Origin of the sequence: Lawsonibacter sp. JLR.KK007 (assembly GCF_036941135.1) — a bacterium.
Taxonomy (GTDB): domain Bacteria; phylum Bacillota; class Clostridia; order Oscillospirales; family Oscillospiraceae; genus Lawsonibacter.
Genome location: NZ_JAYWSY010000003.1, coordinates 829,640 through 848,716, shown reverse-complemented (window position 1 = coordinate 848,716; position 19,077 = coordinate 829,640). Strand labels below are relative to the sequence as shown.

At 60.8% G+C, this 19,077-nt stretch carries 23 protein-coding genes; 9 read left to right on the top strand and 14 right to left on the bottom strand.

From position 1 onward, the window contains the following. Positions 1-108 precede the first annotated feature (108 nt). The 6 genes from VV088_RS22315 to VV088_RS22290 all read left to right on the top strand — a co-directional run bounded on the left by VV088_RS22315 (position 109) and on the right by VV088_RS22290 (position 5,558). The gene (locus VV088_RS22315; RefSeq protein WP_304965974.1) at positions 109-351 is read left to right on the top strand and encodes a helix-turn-helix domain-containing protein; all 243 of its coding nucleotides are present in this window, start codon (positions 109-111) and stop codon (positions 349-351) included. Between the two features lie 105 nt (positions 352-456). Beyond that, entirely contained in the window at positions 457-669 is a 213-nt protein-coding gene (locus VV088_RS22310; RefSeq protein ID WP_304965975.1) for a helix-turn-helix domain-containing protein, read from the top strand. A gap of 59 nt (positions 670-728) precedes the next feature. Next, positions 729-1,784 carry an IS30 family transposase gene (locus tag VV088_RS22305; protein WP_334600432.1) on the top strand — a complete coding sequence of 352 codons (1,056 nt, stop codon included), beginning with the start codon at positions 729-731 and terminating at the stop codon, positions 1,782-1,784. Between the two features lie 191 nt (positions 1,785-1,975). Continuing rightward, positions 1,976-4,126, top strand: coding sequence for a Tex family protein (locus VV088_RS22300; protein ID WP_334602851.1), 2,151 nt, complete (start codon positions 1,976-1,978; stop codon positions 4,124-4,126). A gap of 43 nt (positions 4,127-4,169) precedes the next feature. Then, positions 4,170-5,189: a dipeptidase gene (locus tag VV088_RS22295; RefSeq protein ID WP_334602850.1), complete on the top strand. Its 1,020-nt coding sequence runs from the start codon at positions 4,170-4,172 to the stop codon at positions 5,187-5,189. 93 nt (positions 5,190-5,282) lie between these two features. Beyond that, positions 5,283-5,558 (top strand): hypothetical protein, encoded by a 276-nt coding sequence (locus tag VV088_RS22290; protein WP_334602849.1) that lies wholly within the window; start codon positions 5,283-5,285, stop codon positions 5,556-5,558. A gap of 627 nt (positions 5,559-6,185) precedes the next feature. On the opposite strand, the gene cysS is transcribed toward VV088_RS22290, so the two are convergent. Then, positions 6,186-7,634 (bottom strand): cysteine--tRNA ligase, encoded by a 1,449-nt coding sequence (cysS, locus tag VV088_RS22285; RefSeq protein WP_334602848.1) that lies wholly within the window; start codon positions 7,632-7,634, stop codon positions 6,186-6,188. A gap of 18 nt (positions 7,635-7,652) precedes the next feature. Continuing rightward, on the bottom strand, positions 7,653-7,862 hold the full coding sequence (locus tag VV088_RS22280; RefSeq protein WP_334602847.1) for a helix-turn-helix domain-containing protein: 210 nt from the start codon (positions 7,860-7,862) through the stop codon (positions 7,653-7,655). A 91-nt stretch (positions 7,863-7,953) separates the two neighbouring features. Here VV088_RS22280 and VV088_RS22275 point away from each other — a divergent pair, with 91 nt between their 5' ends. Continuing rightward, complete coding sequence (locus VV088_RS22275) at positions 7,954-8,211, top strand: hypothetical protein (protein ID WP_334602846.1); 258 nt, start codon at positions 7,954-7,956, stop codon at positions 8,209-8,211. Here VV088_RS22275 and cysE read toward each other — a convergent pair whose 3' ends face one another. After that, complete coding sequence (gene cysE, locus VV088_RS22270; RefSeq protein WP_334602845.1) at positions 8,212-8,889, bottom strand: serine O-acetyltransferase; 678 nt, start codon at positions 8,887-8,889, stop codon at positions 8,212-8,214. A 393-nt stretch (positions 8,890-9,282) separates the two neighbouring features. Here cysE and VV088_RS22265 point away from each other — a divergent pair, with 393 nt between their 5' ends. Continuing rightward, positions 9,283-9,990, top strand: a complete 708-nt coding sequence (locus tag VV088_RS22265; RefSeq protein ID WP_334602844.1) for a helix-turn-helix domain-containing protein — start codon at positions 9,283-9,285, stop codon at positions 9,988-9,990. Next, complete coding sequence (locus tag VV088_RS22260) at positions 9,987-10,352, top strand: hypothetical protein (protein ID WP_334602843.1); 366 nt, start codon at positions 9,987-9,989, stop codon at positions 10,350-10,352. Before VV088_RS22265 ends, VV088_RS22260 begins: the two co-directional genes overlap by 4 nt. A 28-nt stretch (positions 10,353-10,380) precedes the next feature. On the opposite strand, the gene VV088_RS22255 is transcribed toward VV088_RS22260, so the two are convergent. The 11 genes from VV088_RS22255 to VV088_RS22205 all read right to left on the bottom strand — a co-directional run bounded on the left by VV088_RS22255 (position 10,381) and on the right by VV088_RS22205 (position 18,693). After that, complete coding sequence (locus VV088_RS22255) at positions 10,381-11,313, bottom strand: LysR family transcriptional regulator (RefSeq protein ID WP_334602842.1); 933 nt, start codon at positions 11,311-11,313, stop codon at positions 10,381-10,383. A 7-nt stretch (positions 11,314-11,320) separates the two neighbouring features. After that, complete coding sequence (locus tag VV088_RS22250) at positions 11,321-11,659, bottom strand: histidine triad nucleotide-binding protein (protein WP_334602840.1); 339 nt, start codon at positions 11,657-11,659, stop codon at positions 11,321-11,323. A 362-nt stretch (positions 11,660-12,021) separates the two neighbouring features. Continuing rightward, a complete protein-coding gene (locus tag VV088_RS22245) occupies positions 12,022-13,110 on the bottom strand; it encodes a hypothetical protein (RefSeq protein WP_334602839.1) in 1,089 nt (362 codons plus the stop codon). Beyond that, on the bottom strand, positions 13,097-13,588 hold the full coding sequence (locus VV088_RS22240) for an RNA polymerase sigma factor (RefSeq protein ID WP_334602838.1): 492 nt from the start codon (positions 13,586-13,588) through the stop codon (positions 13,097-13,099). Before VV088_RS22240 ends, VV088_RS22245 begins: the two co-directional genes overlap by 14 nt. Before the next feature lie 117 nt (positions 13,589-13,705). Then, positions 13,706-13,879 carry a DUF4250 domain-containing protein gene (locus VV088_RS22235; RefSeq protein WP_334602837.1) on the bottom strand — a complete coding sequence of 58 codons (174 nt, stop codon included), beginning with the start codon at positions 13,877-13,879 and terminating at the stop codon, positions 13,706-13,708. A gap of 16 nt (positions 13,880-13,895) precedes the next feature. After that, positions 13,896-14,420, bottom strand: coding sequence for a CbrC family protein (locus tag VV088_RS22230; RefSeq protein WP_334602836.1), 525 nt, complete (start codon positions 14,418-14,420; stop codon positions 13,896-13,898). Between the two features lie 12 nt (positions 14,421-14,432). Then, positions 14,433-14,972 (bottom strand): hypothetical protein, encoded by a 540-nt coding sequence (locus tag VV088_RS22225; protein WP_334602835.1) that lies wholly within the window; start codon positions 14,970-14,972, stop codon positions 14,433-14,435. Positions 14,973-14,975: 3 nt separating this feature from the next. Next, positions 14,976-17,660 carry an alanine--tRNA ligase gene (alaS, locus tag VV088_RS22220; protein WP_334602834.1) on the bottom strand — a complete coding sequence of 895 codons (2,685 nt, stop codon included), beginning with the start codon at positions 17,658-17,660 and terminating at the stop codon, positions 14,976-14,978. A 31-nt stretch (positions 17,661-17,691) separates the two neighbouring features. After that, positions 17,692-18,102, bottom strand: coding sequence for a hypothetical protein (locus VV088_RS22215; RefSeq protein ID WP_334602833.1), 411 nt, complete (start codon positions 18,100-18,102; stop codon positions 17,692-17,694). Positions 18,103-18,115: 13 nt separating this feature from the next. After that, the gene (locus VV088_RS22210; RefSeq protein ID WP_334602832.1) at positions 18,116-18,541 is read right to left on the bottom strand and encodes a DUF3887 domain-containing protein; all 426 of its coding nucleotides are present in this window, start codon (positions 18,539-18,541) and stop codon (positions 18,116-18,118) included. Then, the gene (locus VV088_RS22205; protein ID WP_334602831.1) at positions 18,538-18,693 is read right to left on the bottom strand and encodes a hypothetical protein; all 156 of its coding nucleotides are present in this window, start codon (positions 18,691-18,693) and stop codon (positions 18,538-18,540) included. The genes VV088_RS22210 and VV088_RS22205 overlap by 4 nt, the downstream gene beginning before the upstream one ends. Between the last annotated feature and the right edge of the window lie 384 nt (positions 18,694-19,077).

Here is a 19,077-nt window from a genome sequence, read left to right as displayed (position 1 = left end):
GTACGCCTTTTCTTTTGATAAGCTATGGAATATTACCATGAGTAGGGGGCTTTTTCATGTTAAAGTCAATTAAAATATGGGGTATTTCCATAGCAAGGAGGCGGAACCGTGAAAAAATTCCAGTTTGAGGGAAAGGGGAACATATCCGGGGACCGCGTCCGAGAGCTACGCCTCCGGGCCAGATTGTCACAGTCTGCCCTTGCGGCAAAAATGACCACGGAGGGCGTCATTATGGAACAGGACGTAATAAGCCGGATCGAGAGCGGCTCCCGCCTTGTGACCGACTATGAGCTCCTCGCCTTAACGAAAATTTTCGCCGTCTCGGCGGATTGGCTGATCGGATCGGGATAGAAACACCCGCCGCGGGAAGAATTTCCCCCGGCGGATTTTTGGGGCTTGACTTTGTGGTAAAATTAGCGTAATATAAGAGGCACAAACACAAGGGAGGCGGACAGCATGAGAAAGGGAACAACGGCCAGCACAAGCAAACTCGCAAAACTCCGGGCCGAGCGGGGGCTCGGGCTCCGCGAGCTTGCGGAGCTATCCGGCGTAGGTATCCGGCAAATACAAGGGATAGAGGGCGGGACCTCAAAAGTGGAGAATACCTCCCTAAAGAACGCCCTCGCCCTTGCGGACGCCCTCGGCGTACACCCTCGGGACCTGATATAAACACAACCCCGCCCGGCCAGTGGTCGAGCGGGGATTTTTATATATTGGAGGCTTGCGTTATGGGAAAGCATTATAAACATTTGACCTGGAGGGAGCGGCTACGAATTGAAACCCGCCTCAAGGATGGATGGACCCCCCAAAAGATAGCCGACGAGATCGGGCGGCACGTCTCCACTATTTACCGGGAGATCAAGCGGGGCCTCGGCGTCCAGCGCACGACGGACCTCATAGATTATGAGTGCTATATACCCGAGATCGCCCGGGAGAAATACGAGGCCACATTCTCCGGCAAGGGCCCGGACCTCAAGATCGGGAAGGACCACAAGCTGGCAAACTACCTCGGAGAGGTCCTAAAGGACGGCTATCGGTCCCCGGAGGCCGCCCTCGGGGAAATTGCGGTTAAAGGGATGGAATTTGATACTAAAATATCGCCCCGGACCCTTTACCGCTATATCGAAATGGGGATTATACCGGGCGTTTCAAGCGCAGACCTCCCCATTAAACGGAACCAGGGCAAAAAGAAAGAAAAGCAAAAGCCAAGGGCCGCCCGGAATTGCAGGGGTAAGAGCATAGAGGAGCGCCCCAGGGAGATCAACGCCCGGGAGGAGGTCGGGCATTGGGAAATGGACACAGTAGAGAGCGCCAAGGACGGGAGCCTGGAGCGGGTCCTCGCCCTGACTGGCCGCGTCACAAGGAACCAAATAAACATAAAAATTAAAACGGGCGAGGCGAAAATGGTCGTTGCCGCCCTGGACCGCCTGGAGCGGAAACTCGGGGCTTTGTTCCCGGTTGTGTTCCGTTCAATCACCGTTGACAACGGCTCCGAGTTTGCGGACGTGGAGGGTATGGAGCGGTCTTGTCTACGCCCGGGAGAAAAGAGGACGACGGTCTATTATTGCCATCCGTACAGCTCCAGCGAACGGGGCTCCAATGAGAAACAAAACGGCATGACCCGCCGCCGCCACCCGAAAGGGACGGACTTTAAGAAGGTCTCCCGGAAAAAGCTCCGGGAGACGACAGAATGGATCAATAACTATCCTCGGAAAATGTTCGGATTCCATACCGCGGCGGAGCTTTTCGCCGCCGCTTTTCCTGGCCTCCCCGCATTGTGCTAAAAAAATTTATAAAATTTTTCGCATTTCTCTTGACAAACGGCGTAACTTTTTTCGGAACAAAGGTGTTTCCTTCCAGGGGCCTCATGGATTTTGACGAAGGGGGTCCCAAAAGAGGGGCCGGTTCCATCTGGACTTTTCATCCTATTTGCGGTAAACTGTTCTGTAACTCTATTTTACCAAGGAGAAGCACTATGGACGCGATCATTCAGACCCTGGCCCAGGAGCTGGGCCGCACTCAGGAGCACGTGCAGAACGTGGTCACCCTCATTGACGAGGGGGCCACCATCCCCTTTATCGCCCGCTACCGCAAGGAGCTCCACGGCTCTATGGACGACCAGATGCTCCGCCAGCTGGCCGACCGTCTGCAGTACCTGCGCAATCTGGACGCCCGAAAGGGAGAGGTGAAGGCCGCCATCGAGAACCAGGGCAAGCTTACCGAGGAGCTGGCCGCCGCCATCGGCTCCGCCGCCACTCTGGCCGAAGTGGAGGACCTGTACCGCCCCTACAAGCAGAAGCGGCGCACCCGGGCCACCGCCGCCCGGGAAAAGGGGCTGGAGCCCCTGGCCGCCCTGGCCTTCGCCTTTGGGCCCGCCGTGGACATGGAGGGGGCCGCCCGGGACTACATTGACCCCGAGAAGGGGGTGGAAACCGTTGAGGACGCCCTCCAGGGTGCCAACGATATCATCGCCGAGCTGATCTCCGATGACGCCGGCATCCGCAAGGAGCTGCGGGAGCTGTACCTGCGCCGCAGCCTGCTGGTGTCCAGGGCGGCGGACAAGGAGCCGGAGGACACCGTCTACCGCCTGTACTACGACTTCAAGCAGCCGGTGAGCCGGGTCCAGGGCTACCAGGTGCTGGCCGTCAACCGCGGGGAGCGGGAGAATATCCTCAAGGTGTCGGTGGAGCTGGACCCGGAAACCGCCCACATCGCCGTCCGGCGCATGGTGGTCCCCAACCGGGCGGCCATGGACTTCGTCCGGGCGGCGGCGGACGACGCCTACGACCGGCTGATCCAGCCCTCCATGGAGCGTGAGATCCGAAACACCCTCACCGACCAGGCCAACGAAGGGGCCATCCACATGTTCGCCCTGAATTTGAAGCCCCTGCTCATGCAGCCCCCCGTCAAGGGCCGGGTGACCATGGGCCTTGACCCGGGCTACCGCATGGGCTGCAAGGTGGCGGTGGTGGACCCCACCGGCAAGGTGCTGGACACCACGGTGGTCTACCCCACCCACGGCGACCGGAAAAAGGCGGAGTGCATCAGCCAGCTGGCCGCCCTCATCAAAAAGCACGGCGTGGAGCACATCGCCATCGGCAACGGCACCGCCAGCCGGGAGACCGAGCAGATGACGGTGGAGCTGATCAAGAAGGCGGGGGGCCATGTGTCCTACATGATCGTCAGCGAGGCGGGGGCCAGCGTCTACTCCGCCTCCAAGCTGGCCGCCGAGGAGTTCCCCGAGTACGACGTGAACCTGCGCTCCGCCGTGTCCATCGCCCGGCGGCTCCAGGACCCCCTGGCCGAGCTGGTGAAGATCGATCCCAAGGCCATCGGCGTGGGCCAGTACCAGCACGACATGCCCCAGGCCCGTCTGGGCGAGACGCTGGACGGCGTGGTGGAGGACTGCGTCAACGCGGTGGGGGTGGACGCCAACACCGCCTCCCCCTCCCTGCTCCAGCGGGTGTCCGGCCTCACCGCCGCCACCGCCAAGAATCTGGTGAAGTACCGGGAGGAGAACGGAGCCTTCACCACCCGGAAACAGCTGCTCAAGGTGCCCAAGCTGGGGCCGAAGGCGTTCGAACAGTGCGCCGGGTTCATCCGGGTGCCGGAGAGCAAGTCCGTGCTGGACAACACCGGCGTCCACCCGGAGAGCTACGGCGCGGCGGAGAAGCTCCTCACGGCCTGCGGCTATACCCTGGAGGATGTGCAGGCGGGGAACATCGCGGAGCTGAAAGCCAGGGCGGAGGCCATCGGCTGCGAGGCCCTGTCTGAGACCTGCGGAGCGGGCGCGCCCACGCTGGCCGATATTGTGAAGGAGCTGTCCAAGCCGGGCCGGGACCCTCGGGACGAGCTGCCGCCCCCCATCCTGCGCACCGACGTGATGGAGGCCAAGGACTTGAAGCCCGGCATGGAGCTTCAGGGCACCGTGCGGAACGTCATCGACTTCGGCGTGTTTGTGGACATCGGCGTCCACCAGGACGGGCTGGTCCACATCTCCAAACTGCCCCGCCGGGTGAAGCACCCCTCCGAGCTGCTCAGCGTGGGGGATGTGATCACCGTGTGGGTGGTCGAGGTGGACGAGAAGAAAAAGCGCATCGCTCTGACCATGAAAAAGCCGGGGTAAACTGCTCCGCTCCCACATAGGATTGTGAAAAGGAGTTGGTATTATGCTTCCCTACGCCTTGATTGACCTGCACTGCGACACCCTCACCGCCCTGACCCCGGAGGACGCCCCCCTGCTGGCCGCCCTCCAGGACCCGGCGCGGCGGGAACAGACCGTCTCCGTCTTTGCGGAGCGGGTCCGAGCCGTCAACACTCTGGACCTGCCGGGACGGCACTTCTCCCTGTCCGCCATCCCGGAAGAGGTCCGCTGGTGCCAGTGCTGCGCCATCTTCATCCCGGACGAACTGTCCCCGGAGGAGTCCGCAGCCTACTATGCACTCCACCAGCGCAGCTTTGACCGGCAGATGGAGGCGCTCTCCGAAAGAGTCCGTCCCTGCCGCACCGCCGCAGACATTGAGGCCGCCTGGGCCGCAGGAAAGACGGCGGCCATCCTCACGGTGGAGAACGGCTCCGCCCTGGCCGGGCGGCTGGAGCGGATCGAAGTCCTGGCCCGGGACGGCGTGCGGATGATGACCCTCACCTGGAACGGGGAGAACGAGCTGGGCTCCGGAAACGCGACCGGCCACGGCCTGTCCGAGTTCGGGAAGGAGGCCGTCCGGGAGCTGGAGCGGGCCGGAATTCTGGCGGACGTGTCCCACCTGAACGACCACGGCTTGGACGGCTTCCTTTCCGTGTCCACAAAGCCTTTCGCGGCCAGCCACTCCAACGCCCGGTCTGTGTGCGGCCACAAGCGCAACCTCACCGATGAACAGATCGTCGAGATGGTCCGCCGGGGCTGTCTCATCGGATTGAACTACAGCCAGAATTTTTTGCGCTCCGGGGAGCGTCCTGCCGTGCTGGACGACCTGTGGCGGCACGCGGAACACTTCCTGGAGCTGGGCGCGGAGCACTGTCTGGCCCTGGGCTCCGACGCCGACGGCACCGACGTCCCTCCCGGCCTGGACTGCCCTGCGGCCTTCGCCGGGCTGTACCAGTACCTTCTGGACCGGGGGCTTTCTCCCAAGCAGGCAGACGGCATCCTCTGGAAAAACGCGCTGAATTTTTTCAAAGCCCAGCTTTTTTGAACCGGCTCAGCTTGCAGAGGGCGGGCACTTCTGATATAATGCTGGGGAATCACACCACCGGCCCTTTGGCTGTACATAAAAGGAGTATCACCCATGTCAAGACGATGCCCCGAATGCCTCCGCGCCAACGAGGACTCACGCACCTTCTGCACCCACTGCGGCGCTACGCTGGACCCCCACCTCCGGCTGATCCAGGACCTGGAACGGCAGACGGAGACCGCCTCCCAAAAGCAGGCCGAGGCCAGGAAGGAAGACATGAGCTTCTACGTCAACCGCGCCCCCCAGGAGGAGAAAAAGCACAGCGTCATCCCCTGGCTCCTCCTCGCCCTGGCCGCGGCGGCGGCGGTCTGGTTTTTTATGAACCGATAAAAACAGGCTGGAAGGTCACCCCTTCCAGCCTGTTTTTTCCTTTGGCACAGCAATGCTGTCTTGCATTAGCGCAAAGTTCGTGTTATAATCGACAGGAAAACAAAAATGCGGCGGCTTACGGGTGTTGGCGCACCCGCAAGCCTGCACAGGTGCGATTACCACCTATACAACGGCCTCCAGACCGTATCCGCATGGGATATTATACGACATTCCATCCTTGTTTGCAAGGGTGCCTTTGCCGTATTTATTCCCGCTGCCCTTTATGTATGGTGGAATATGATTCTCACACTGTGTAGGCTTGCACTATGCAGTGTTTTTATTTTTCCCCGGCACCCAGAGGACGGAAGCGTCCCCTGGCGTTGCTGGTCCCCCTCCACGCAAACATTACACATACTTTAATGTAGGCCGTAGTAAGGCTTACTATGATTATAATAGATTTATAAGCTCTGAAAAAATCGAAATGGAAAAAACCGCTATTGGACAAGGGATTCTTGATGAGGCAAACGAGGAAGCAAAGGCAGTTATAGAAGCTTTCCTCAAAAATGTGCCAGGAATTGATCAATACAGACTGATTTTCAAATGATCCATAAAAACACCCCACTCTTATACAAGGAGTGGGGGTTCTGTTTATACTCGTTTCCAGCTCGCTCCGCCGGGCAGATCGGTGACCTCGATGCCCTGGGCCTTAAGCTCATCCCGGATGCGGTCGGCCTCGGCAAAGTTCTTGGCCTTCTTGGCCTCGTACCGCTGGAGGACCAGGGCGTCCACCGCGGGGTCGCCCTCGCCGGTGATGGCATAGCCCCCCTGGGAGGCGGTTTTCTGCTTTTTCTGCTCCTCCCGGACGGCGGCGGCCTTGTCCAGCAGGGACAGGGACAGCACCTGGTCGAAGCTGTCCAGGATGGCCAGCCGGGTGGCGCCGTTGGTTTTGGCCTTGAGGGCGTCGTACAGGGCGGTGACGGCCAGGGCGGTGTTCAGGTCGTTGCCCACCTGCTTGCGGAACCTGTCCTTGTACTCCGCCGCCACGGCCTCGTCCACCGGGCCGTCCGCCGGGTCCTGGGCGGCGATTTTGGCGATGAGCTTCTGGAAGGCCGCCGCGGCGTTGTCCAGGTTCTCCCAGGAGAAGACCAGCCCCTTGCGGTAGTGGCTCTGGAGGCAGAAGAAGCGGTAGACCAGGGGGTCGTAGCCCTTTTCCTCCAGCAGGGAGACGGTCAAAAATTCTCCCTTGGACTTGGACATTTTCCCCTCGTTGGCGGTGTTCAGATGGTGGACGTGGAACCACTGCTTGCACCAGGGGTGGCCGATATAGCTCTCCGACTGGGCGATCTCGTTGGTATGGTGGGGGAAGGCGTTGTCGATGCCGCCGCAGTGGAGGTCCAGGTACTCGCCGTTGTATTTCAGAGAGATGCCGGAGCACTCGATGTGCCAGCCGGGGTAGCCCACCCCCCAGGGGGAGTCCCACTTCAGGGCCTGGTCCTCGAACTTGGACTTGGTGAACCAGAGGACAAAGTCGTTCTTGCTGCGCTTGTTGGTGTCCTCCTCCACGCCCTCCCGGACGCCCACCGCCAGGTCCTCCTCATCGTGGGCGTTGAAAATATAGTACCGCTCCAGCTTGGAGGTGTCAAAGTACACGTTGCCCCCCGCCACGTAGGCGAAGCCCTTGTCCAGCAGGCCCTCCACCAGCTTGATGAACTCGTCGATGAGCCCGGTGGCGGGCTGGACCACGTCGGGGGTCTTGATGTTCAGCTTGCGGCAGTCGTCGAAGAAGGCGTCGGTGTAGTACTGGGCGATCTCCATCACGGTCTTGTGTTCCCGCTTGGCCCCCTTCAGCATCTTGTCCTCGCCGGTGTCCGCGTCGGAGCTGAGGTGGCCCACGTCGGTGATGTTCATCACCCGGTTTACGTCGTAGCCGTCGTAGCGCAGAAACTTTTCCAGCACGTCCTCCATGATGTAGGACCGCAGGTTGCCGATGTGGGCGAAATGGTATACCGTGGGCCCGCAGGTGTACATCTCCACATGGCCGGGGGTGTGGGTGGTAAATTCTTCCTTCTTGTGGGTGGCACTGTTGTATAATTGCATGGCTTTTTCCTCCATTTTTTATTTTTCTTCTGACCGTCCCGCCAGATAATCCAGCGAGACGCCATAAAAATCGGCAATCCTGGCCGCGACCGAAAGGGTTGGCTCCGATTCTTCGTATTCATATTTTTGGTAGGCACGCGGGGAAATTCGAATCTCTTTCGCAGCAAAAGCCTGGGAAACGCCTTTGCTTTTTCTCAGGGAAACGAGACGCTCCGAAAAAACAGACATTTTATCATTCTCCCCTTGACAACGTATCAAAATACGTTTATTATATAAGCAGGGTATCGTACTATAGTACGTTTTATTAGGAGGATAGCAAATGAAAACCTTGATCGATGTTCTTGCTCTTTATGCCGCTGAAAACCTGGTCCCCTGTTTTCAGAAGGACACCGCCGCCCAGACACGGGCCGCCTATCACAAGGCAGATCAGCTGACCGGCCGTCTGGAGGCCCTGAGTCCGGAAGCGGCGCAGTGGATGGATGCGCTGAAAACAGAACAGCTGACGGTCAGCCTCAACCAGGAACGGGCTGTCCTTCTTGCGGGCATCTCCATCGGCCTGGAGCTGGGGCGGTTATAGTTAGGGTGCGCGTTTGGGTTCCCTCCCCTCTTTTTGCTCCAAATACTTCTCATCCAGCAGCTTTTCCACCAGCTCCAGCCGGGCGTTGAGGGCGGCCAGCTTCTCCAGGGTGGGGTTATTGACACTGGTCTGGTCCACGTCGTCGGCGTAGTGGGTGGAGCGGCCTGCGATGCGGACGATCTGGGCGGGGATGCCCACGGCGGTGGCGTCCTCCGGGACCTCGGAGAGGACCACGGCGTTGGCGGCGATGCGGGCGTTGTCCCCCACCTTGAAGGGCCCCAGCACCTTGGCCCCGCAGGAGATCAGCACGTTGTTGCCGATGGTGGGGTGGCGCTTGCCCTGGTCCTTGCCGGTGCCCCCCAGGGTGACCCCGTGGTAGATGAGCACGTCGTCCCCCACCTCGGCGGTCTCGCCGATGACGATGCCCATGCCGTGGTCGATGACGAACCGGCGGCCGATTTTGGCCCCAGGGTGGATTTCGATGCCCGTCCAGAACCGGGACCACTGGGACACCCAGCGGGCAAGGAATTTCCATTTGTGACAGTACAGCCAGTGGGCCAGCCGGTGATACAGGGTGGCGTGGACCCCCTGATACAGCAGAAAAATTTCCAGCTTGGACCGGGCCGCCGGGTCCCGGCGCTGGTAGGCCTCCAGCGTCTCGTTGAGAGCTTTGAACATGGTTACCCCCCTCGGGCGGAAACAAAAAACCTCCTACGCCCGTATGGGCATAAGAGGCGATGTTCTCGCGGTTCCACTCTTAGTTTCACTCATTTGGCCGCTATCGGGGCCAGGCCGGACGGCATTACCCGCCGCGCTCCCGGACGCACTTCACGTCTCTCCGCTCCAGGCCCCCTTTCAGCCGGTGAGGGGCCCTCTCTGCTGACCGGATAAGACGCTACTTTTCCGTTCCTTGCGCTGATAGTATAGTATATTAACATTTTGGCGGTTTTGTGTCAAGGGAATTTGAGAAAAATCCCGCTGTCAACCCCAGGTTGACAAGGTTCCAGCTTTCTTTTCTTGTCAACGCGGCGGTTTTTTGGTATGCTGGGGGCAGAAAAGGAGGGAACGGATATGTCATTAGGAGAACGCATCGCTCTGGCCCGGAAGCAGGCCGGGCTGTCCCAGGAGCAGCTGGGGGATAAGCTGGAGGTATCCCGCCAGGCGGTGAGCAAGTGGGAGTCGGACCAGACCAACCCGGACGTGGCCTATGTGGCCCAGATGTGCCGGCTGCTGGGGGTGTCCTCCGACTGGCTGCTGCTGGGGGAGGAATCCGCCCAGACTGCCGCCCCCGCCCGGTGCCCCGGCTGTCAGGCCATCGTCAGCGGGCTGGACCAGTTCTGTCCCAACTGCGGGCGCAGCCTGCGGGAGGAGAAAAAGCCGTCGGAGGGCTATACCCTGTTTCTGAAAAGCGGGGACTTCTCCGCCAGGGAGGACCTGATCCGGCTGTCCAACACCGGGATCTTTTCCAAAGGCTCCCCCCTGTACAAGCCCCTCACCTGGGACGATACCCAGACACTGATTGACTCCGCCCCTATCGTTCTGGCCCGGGGGCTTTCGACCCAGCAGGTCAAGACCCTTTGGGACAAGCTGTATAACCCCGGCCTGTTCACCTTCTTTCAGGACTGCGAGGAGGAGGACCTCCAGGTGCTGAAGACCTATCCCGGCATTGACCCCTCCACCCTGCCCCAGCCGCCCCGGGAGCCGCTGTCCTTCGGGATGGTGGTGCTGGCCGTGGTCCTGGGGGTGGTGGGCGGCATCTTCCTGCTGTCCATCCTGTGAGAGGCAAGCGGTTCGACCTGTCCGTCCTGCTGGCGGCGGGCGGATTTTATCTGCTGAACCGCCTGTGGCTGTCCCAGACGGTGGGCGGACCGGCGGGGTGGTTTCTGACCTGCTACGCCAACGACCTCTTCGCCGGGGCGGCCATCGCGGCCTGGACCGACCTGCTCCTCCGTCTGGGCCGCCTGCCGCCGGTGCGCTCCTGGAGGCAGACCGTCCCCCTGCTGCTGGCCTGCGGCCTGGTTTGGGAGGCGGCCGCTCCGCTGTGGAAGGCGGGGGCCGTCTTCGATTGGTGGGACTTCGCCGCCTATCAGGCCGGGGGCCTGCTCTGGCTGGCTGGACGGAAAGGGTTCCGTATTACGTAGAAAAAGGCCCCTCACAAAGGGGGACCTTTTATTCGCTCACCCGGTCGTAGCGGCTGTAAAATTCCTTGACCAGGTCGATGAAGGTCCGGGCGGCGGGGGACAGAAAGCCGTTCTTCTTGTAGACCACCGCCAACGGACAGGTCAACGGCGGCTCGCCCACGGTGAAGCAGGCCAGCCGGTCCAGATAGGGGGTGCGGGAGACGCCGCTCTCCTGCAAAAAGGCAAAGCCCATCTTCTCCGCCGCCAGGTTGATGGCGGTGGTAGTGTTGGTGGTGATCAAAATGTTCTGGGGCTCCACGCTGTGGACCGAAAAGGTGTTGTACAGCAGCTTGGACAGCCGCCAGTCCGGGGGGAGCATCACCACCCGCTCATGCTCCAGCAGCCGCAGGTCCGGGAAGGGCTTGGGATCGTCATAGCTGCTGTCCAGCCCCTGGAGGAGGGGGTGCTCCCGGTGGCCGGCCAGAAAGATCCGCTCCTGCATCACCGGCTCATAGGTCAGCTCGTCCAGATCGCCGGGGGTCTGCATGATGCAGAAGTCGATGACATTGGCCGCCGCCAGCTCCCCCAGCTCGGGCACCGGGGCCTCGTGGAGGACCACCTGCACGTCGGGGTACTGCTCCTCAAACAGGGGCAGGATGTCGGGCAGCAGCGTAGACCCCCGCCAGGGGGACACCCCGATGTGGAGCAGGGGCCGCTTTTTATTCTGGAGGTCCCGCAGGTCGCTGACCAGCTGCCGGTCCAGAAAGCTCTGGCGCTCCAGGTAGGCGTGGAACAGCTCCCCTGCGGGGGTGAGCCGCAACGGAGAGCGGGAGCGGTCCAGCAGGACCACCCCCAGGCTGCCCTCCAGCTTGGCCAGGTACTGGCTCAGGTAGGGCTGGGAGAGATACAGCCGCTCCGCCGCCCGGGAGATGCTCCGCTCCTTGACGATGGTGAGGAAGTAGTCCGGGTTTTTGACGAACATGGCCCGCTCAGCCCGGAGGCCAGGTCATGTCCCGGCCGGACAGCACGTGGAAGTGGAGATGGGGCACCGTCTGCCCCGCCTGGTCCCCGATGTTGGACACCACCCGGTAGCTGTCCAGCCCCAGCTTCTTGGCCTGCTGGGCAATCACCGTGAAGATGTGGGCCACGATGGCGGCGTTGTCCTCATTCACCTCGGCCACCGAGCCGATGTGGGTTTTGGGGATCACCAGAAAGTGGGTGGGGGCCTGGGGGTCGATGTCGTAGAAGGCCAGGCACTTCTCGTCCTCATAGACTTTGCTGGACGGGATCTCCCCGGCAATGATTTTACAGAATAAACAGTCGGACATGGGAAAACCTCCTTTGTTTGTCGGTAAAACCATTTTACCCCATTTTCCCAGGATTGCAAGAAAATTATTGGGCCGCTTGCGGATTGTGTCGAAAACTGGTATAATCGCTGTGGGTTCTTCCCCGGGAAGGGGGTGAATGCTTTGAACATTCTGCTCGATTTTTTGGTGTCGGTAGGAGCGAGCATAATTGGCAATTATGTGAGCAAGTGGCTTAGCCGGCGCCGCAAGAACCCATAAGCACAATGAAAACCCGGAGGTGGCAGCCTCCGGGTTTTCTTTTGCGTGTCTGCCTTGATTCTGCTCGACTTCTGGCAGTGTTTATTATACCACCGTTCCCTAGTATATGCAAGAGGGAATTTGCTTTATTCCACTGGGGCCAGGCCATCCAGGGGGATGTCCACGCTCCCGCCCTCGATGCGGATGTTGAGGGTGCCACCCTCCAGGTCCTCCAGGGCGGTAATCTCAGCCAAATGATAGATGTCTCTATGATCCCAGAAGTTCGATGTTCCTGCATATCCCTCTACTATCAGGTCAACCGTTCTGCCTTCTCTGGTGGTCAGGGTTATATTGTCGCTCTCCAGCACGTGGTTCCACCGGTAATCTATCGGCTGGGTTCTTGTATGCGGCGGGTAAACACCCAGCGGGTACCGCTGGTAGCGGATTCTCAGGGTCAAAGGGGACAGATAGATATCCGTCAGGGTAATATCCCTACCATCCAGCTGTCCGATGACCTGATTGGGCTGGATACTCCGGCCTATGTCCTGCCAGGTGAAGGGGACTTCGCAGGACCAATCGCCGGACCATACCGTGATAATATCCCAGGGGTTTTCCCCATGTCGCATCAAATCGCCGTTATACATGGATATCCCACCGATTTCCCAATCCGGCTGGACTCCTTCGTCCAGCGTCAGCCGGAACAGCAGGGACAGGTGGTTGTCCATCGGGTCGCCGTCGTCCAGCACTTCCGGGCCAAAGCTCCAGCCTCCCTCTATCTCAATGGGTTCCCCTGACCGATCCAAAAGTTTATCCTTAAATCCCTCCGAAGTGTCGAAAAAATAACGATCCCCGTCCAGCACCGTCCCCTCCGGGGCAGTGAAGTCAGCCAGAAACATAATATAGTACCGGTCCATCAGCACCTGAGTCACATGGAGCGTGGCTCCGTTGTCCTTCACCGTCACGTCCACCGGCACCGCGCCGAAGGCCAGCAGCTCCGCCTGTTCCGGCCTCGCGCCGAAGTAGTCGATCAGCCGCTGATCCAGTCCCGTCACCACAGCGGCGGCGCAGGAAATAACCATCAGCGCGGCGGCGACGCCGACAACGGTCAATTTTTTCAGTTTCTTCATAGGTCTGCCCTTCCTTTCCGTCTGGAGAAGGCGGTCCAGCACGGCCTGTTCCTGGTCCGCCGTGGGAGCAAGGGCGTCAAACATACGGTTTAAGTCACGTGGTTCCATAGCCTTCCGCCTCCAATCGCAATTTCAGCTTTTTCCGGGCCTGGACCAGCCGGGAGCGCACCGTGGAGGGGTTGTCCCCCAGCATGTTGGCGATCTCGCCGGTGGTGTAGCCCTGGTAGTAGTGGAGGTAGAGCACCAGCCGGTGCTTGTCCGGCAGAGCGGCCACCTGGTCCCAGACCAGACCGTCCTCGGGCTCCTCCCAGGTCAGGGCGTCCAGGGCGGAAGCGTCCTCCCGGCACCTGCGCCACCAGTGCTTGAGCTGGTCCCGGCATTCGTTCCGGGCGGTGACGATGAGCCACGCCTTCTCGTGCTCCGGATCACGAAAGGGCGTATCCCGCTCCATCACCCTGCGAAAGACGGTCTGGGCGGCGTCCTCGGCGTCGGGCACGCTCTTCATCAGCACCAGGCAGATTTGATACGCCAGCTTGAAGTTCCGCCGGTAAATGGTTTCGATCTCCTCCCGGGTATACGCGCCCATCCGAACCCGCCTCCTTTCCGTTCTTCCGTCTGATACACGATTGAGGAAGGGAAATTGTTGAGCTTTCCCAAAAAAAATTTACAAAACCGGCTGGTCGCTGAACCAGCCGGTCTTTGGTTAAATAAATTGGTTCCGCTTCGGGCTGTAGGTGTAGTTCACGCCCTCCAGCTTACGGACCAGCTCCTCCCGGTCCGCGTCCAGGGCAGCGCACAGTTCGTCCAGGCTGGCGTACTCGTCCCGCAGCTTGGTGTTGACATAGCTGAGCAGAATCATGGGGTCCTGGGGAAGCATAAAACGTCCTCCTTCTCTAATCGCAGTCGATGTGCAGCAGGTGCCTGCCGCAGTGGAGGCAGCGGAACAGATAGCCCACCATGCTGCCGTCCTTGGTCACGTCGGTGAAAATCTCCTCAAACCAGTCGTCCAGCAGCGTCTCCCGGACCTCGTCCACCAGACCCATCCGCTCCAGCTCGGGGTAACCGACTGTTCCCAGGTAGGCGCAGAAGTCGCCGCAGTGGGCCCGCCAATACTCCTGCTGCCAGCCGCAGTAGCCCGGGGTCCGGTGGACCAGCTCGTCCAGCCTGGCGGGGTCGTCCACCTCGTCGGTGGACGCGCTGTCCTGAAACTCCCCGTCGTACTTCTCCGCCGCCGCTCCGCTGGCGATGCAGCCGGGGCACAGGTGTTCCACCTCGTCCACACAGTAGAAGGGGCCTTCGTAGACGACATCGGTTTCCTTCCCGCAGCAGGGACAGGCGGCCGGCTCCTCCAACTCCCGGAACACGCCGGTGGCGAAGGGGTCGGGGTGGTATTTGAACACAGGAATGTTGTTGTTCATAGGAAACTCTCCTTAGCGGGGCCGCTCCAGGCCCAGCACGTCATAGTACTCATCGGAGAACTTCAGCACCGACGGGTCAAACCCGGCCTGGAGGGCCTTTACTGTCTCAAAGGGGTCGGCGGGGACCAGGTCAAACGCCCGGGCGATGGCAGACAGGGCAGCATTCTTTCGGGTGAAATACTCCTCACAGCCGGGCCAAGTTTGTTCAGCATCTTCCCGGAGCAGCTGACGAAACCTCGCCTCGTCCATCCACCAGATTTGGGAGAGGGGGTTGGCGTCCCGGCAGAAGACGACAAAGGAGAGACATTCTCGGAAGTCCCCGGCCACAGGAAGGACAAACTTTCCCTCCTCCCCCATGGCCGGGTCCACGCAGAACACCCGCTCGTCCCCGGGCAGGAGAATGAAGTGGACCCCGTCACAGCCGATGGCCCCCACCGGCTCCGCATCTATAGGAGTACAGAAGGAATCGCAGAACTGGCCGCCCCACTCCAGGCCAATGGCGGAAAAATCAATGTCCAGCCCCTGGAAACGTTTGAAATCGTCTCGTGTCATGGCTCACAGTCCCAGCTTCATGGACACCACGTTGTCCACCATGGCCAGGGCGTTGTCCACCATGAGGGGGTCCTTGCCGCCGCCCATGGCGGAGTCGGGCTTGCCGCCGCCGGAGCCGCCGGCGATGGCGGACACCTGCTTGATGATGTCCCCGGCCTTGATGCCCTTCTTCACCGCCTCCTTGCCGCAGACGCACAGGAAGGTGATCTTCTCCCCGCTGACCGCGGCCAGCACGGCCACCACGTTGGGTTCCCGGTCCTTGAGGATATCCCCCATCTGGCGCAGGCGCTGGGCGTCGGCCTCGGGGACCACGGAGGTGAGCACCTTCAGCCCGCCCAGCTCGTGGGCGCCGAAGAGGATGCGGTCGGTCTCGCCGGCGGCCTCCTTGGCCTTGTACTTCTCCACCAACTGCCGGAGGGCCTTCGCTTCTGCCATTGCGGCTTCCGCCTTCTCCCGCAGCTCGCCGGGCTTGGCCTTCAGGGCGGCGGCGGCCTGGAAGAGCAGCTCCTGGTTGCGGTTCATCAGTTCCAAGGAAGCCCGGCCGGTGGTAGCTTCGATGCGGCGCACACCGGAAGCCACTGAGAATTCGCTGGAGATGTGGAATACGCCCACCTTGGCGGTGTTGTCCAGGTGGGTACCGCCGCAGAACTCCACAGAGAAGCCGTCGCCCATGGAGACCACCCGGACGGTGTCGCCGTACTTCTCGCCGAACAGGGCTATGGCGCCCTTCTTCTTGGCCTCCTCAATGGGAAGCACCTCGGTGGTAACGTCGCTGCCCATAAGCACCATATCGTTGACAATGGCGCTCACCTGGCCCAGCTCCTCGGGGGTCATGGCGTTGAAGTGGGTGAAGTCGAAGCGCAGGCGGTCAGGCTCCACCAGAGAGCCGGACTGGTGGACGTGGTCCCCCAGCACGCTCCGCAGGGCGGCGTCCAGCAGATGGGTGGCGGAGTGGGCCCGCATGACGGCCTGACGGCGCTGGGTGTCGATGTGGGCCCGGACGATGTCCCCCACTTTCAGCGTACCCTCGGTCATTTTGCCGTAGTGCATATACTTGCCGCCCTTGTTCTTCTGCACGTCGGTGACCTCAAAGAGCAGGCCGTGTTCACCGCTGCGGGCGATCTGGCCGCGGTCGGCCACCTGGCCGCCCATCTCGGCGTAGAAGGGGGTCCTGTCCAGCACCACGATAGCCTCCACACCGGAGACGATCTCGTCCACCTGCTGGCCCTCGGCCACAATGGCCACCACCTTGGCGTCCATGACCGCGTTCTCGGTGTAGCCCACAAACTCGGTGGCGGGGACTTCCTTTCCAAACTCCACCCCGGCCCAGCCCAGGTCGCCCAGGGCCTCCCGGGCCTTCCGGGCCCGCTGGCGCTGCTCGTCCATCTGCTTGTGGAACTCCGCCTCATCCAGGGTCATGCCCTGCTCCTCCACCATCTCCAGGGTCAGGTCAACGGGGAAGCCGTAGGTGTCGTACAGCTTGAAGGCGTCCGCCCCGGAGAAAGTTTTTTCCTGCTTCTCCTGGTGGCCCTTGAGCATGTCAGAGAAAATTTTCAGGCCGCCGTCGATGGTCTTGGCGAAGTTCTCCTCCTCCACCCGGATGACCTTGGTGATATAGTCCCGCCGCTCCCGCAGCTCTGGGTAGTGTCCCTCATTCTCATGGATGACGGTCTCCACCACGTTGAAGAGGAAGGGCTCGTTCACCCCCAGCAGCTTGCCGTGGCGGGCGGCCCGGCGGAGCAGGCGGCGCAGGACGTAGCCCCGGCCCTCGTTGGAGGGGAGGACGCCGTCGCAGATCATAAAGGTGGCCGAGCGGATGTGGTCGGTAATCACCCGGAGGGACACATCCTTCTCGTGGCTCTCGCCGTAGTGGGCCCGGGTGATCTCGCTCACCTTGTTGGTGATGTTCATCACGGTGTCCACGTCGAAGAGGGAGGCCACCCCCTGGCAGACGCAGGCCAGCCGCTCCAGGCCCATGCCGGTGTCGATGTTTTTCTGCTTCAGCTCCTCGTAGTGGCCCTCGCCGTCGTTGTCGAACTGGGAGAACACCACGTTCCAGACCTCGATATAGCGGTCGCAGTCACAGCCCACGGTGCACCCCGGCTTGCCGCAGCCCCACTGTTCCCCCCGGTCGTAGTAAATTTCGGAGCAGGGGCCGCAGGGACCGGAGCCGTGCTCCCAGAAGTTGTCCGCCTTGCCAAACTTGAAGATACGGTCCTCCGGAATCCCGATGACCTCATGCCAGATGTGGAAGGCCTCGTCGTCGGCGGGGGTGGTCTCGTTGCCGGCGAAGACCGAGGGGTACAGCCGCTCCGGGTCCAGGCCCACCCACTCGGGGCTGGTGAGGAACTCCCAGGCGTAGGGGATGGCTTCCTTTTTAAAATAGTCCCCGAAGGAGAAGTTGCCCAGCATCTCGAAGTAGGTGCCGTGGCGGGCGGTCTTGCCGATGTTCTCAATGTCGCCGGTGCGGATGCACTTCTGACAGGTGCATACCCGGCGGCGGGGGGGCTCCTCCTCCCCGGTGAACCAGGGCTTCATGGGGGCCATGCCGCTGTTGATCAGCAGCAGGGAGGCGTCGTTCTGAGGGATCAGGGAGAAGCTGGGCAGACGGAGATGGCCCTTGCTCTCGAAAAATTTCAGGAACATCTCCCGCAGCTCGTTCAGGCCGTAAGGTTTGGGTTCTTTCATGGGAATTACCTCCAAAATTTATATTGTTTTGTTACTCTATCACGGCGTTGTAATACTCCTTGCCGTCCCGCTCGAAGGGAACGGCATAAAAACGTTTGCCGATCAGAGTACGCAGCTTCCTGATCGCTTCCATCTCGTCAGATCCAAATTCCTGATAGCAGGTCACTTGGCTGGCCTGATTCAGATCGTCATAAAAATCGGTGACACTGACAAGAAAGCGGTCCAGAATATCTTCAAAGGGGACCTGGGTGATATCCTGGGGGCAGCCGCCCTCCTCACCATAGCTGTCCGGCTCCATTTCAAAGGTCAGGGACGTGACATAAATCTTATCTTTTCCGTTGATCTCTTTATAGGGGTTGGGGGCCAGATAAATCCCCGGTTCCACCTCCTCAATGTCAGGAGCATGATACTTTTCCGGGGTGTAATTTTGAAAGTTTTTCATCAGCGCTTCCTTTCTACCGTACTGTGACCTGGATACCCATCAGCTCCATGTCGGTGCTGTAGGCCACGCGGTACATGAGATTCTTCTTCTCGTGCTTGCAGTAGAACACCGCCGTGCCGTATTCCTCGCCGGTATCCTTAATCTTCTGCCCGGTGGCCATAGCCTCGGTCTCCAACTTGTAGGCCCCGGCCTTGTCCAGCCGCTCCTCCATATAGCTTTGGATGGATTCCGGGCCGGAGGTCTCCTGGGCGTCCGCCCGGAGGAGGCTGTATACCTCCTGCCACTCCCCTCCGTTCAGCATTGCAACAACCTCACGGCCCTGTTCCAGAACGGTCTCCTCCTCCATCCCCTCCGGCAGGGGGTTGCCGGAGACCTTGCAGCCCGCCAGCAGGAGCAGCAGCGCCAGGGGAAGGGCCAGCAAACACAACCGTTTTTTCATTGCACACCCTCCAGCATCAGCTCGGACTGGGCGTACAGCACAGCCTTTCCCGCCAGCTTCACCCGCTCCCCCTCCAGGCGGCAGCAGAGGGCGCCGCCCCGGGGCGGCGCCTGGCACAGCGCCCCCAGTGCATCCACCACATATTGTTTCATAAAAACCTCCTTTTCGCAAAAAACCGCCCCTGACCATATGTCAGGGGCGGAAAATTCCACGGTACCACCCTGATTATCTCCAAGTGCGGAGCATCTCAAGCCGTCCGGTAACGGGGACGGGCCGTCCCGGTCGTCCCGGGCCGCTGGGGAGTGGCGTGCATGTCCGGACCGGGCCGAGGGCTCTCACCGTCCCCTCTCGCTTTGGACCGCCGGTACAGGCTTGGCTCCTTCATCGCATTTTGCGGGTTATATTGTATCATATTTTTCCCGCTTGTCAACCGCTTGGAACATTTTTCTTCCCTGCCGCCCCTGTTTTGGACGCGGGCATGGCAAAATGACTAAGACATTTGTCCTTGCAACACGGACATCTGACCGCAAAAAATC